This is a genomic window from Brevundimonas sp. EAKA (assembly GCF_000698025.1).
In the GTDB taxonomy this organism is placed as follows: domain Bacteria; phylum Pseudomonadota; class Alphaproteobacteria; order Caulobacterales; family Caulobacteraceae; genus Brevundimonas; species Brevundimonas mediterranea_A.
Genome location: NZ_JMQR01000310.1, coordinates 1 through 391 on the forward strand (window position 1 = coordinate 1; position 391 = coordinate 391).

A 391-nucleotide genomic window follows, 5' to 3' on the forward strand; every position below is an offset into this window, starting at 1 on the left:
CGATCATTCCGGTCAGCGGCGGGGCCTTTGCGGCCTAAGGGGGCGCGGTGGGGGGGGGGGTGGGGGGAGTACCTTTTAAACACTTGACGAAGGCCGCGAGGTAACCTCCGTCAACATCCGAGCCAGACGCCCCGAGATTAAAAAAAAAGACAAGTAAAGGACGGTTGTCAGCGTCATAAGAGGTTTTACCTCCAAATGAAGAAATATCTTCTTGATAACGCGGCCTACAGTAAACACGTTCACAGTGAGTATGGTCGTCAGCGTCAGCTGTGTACAAGAGACAGGAGCGGAAGAGCTTTCAAAAGCCGTGCAAAAGAGGCCCCGCGCCCGTGTATTCGCGCCGTGGCCGCCGTCCCGCCGTCGGCCCCGGCTTCGACCGCCAGCCGAGCCC

At 58.6% G+C, this 391-nt stretch carries 1 pseudogene; it reads right to left on the reverse strand.

Features of this window, described 5'->3' with window-relative positions:
• Positions 1-106 precede the first annotated feature (106 nt).
• Positions 107-268, reverse strand: a pseudogene (locus ER13_RS18165) (major capsid protein); the annotation flags it as partial.
• Between the last annotated feature and the right edge of the window lie 123 nt (positions 269-391).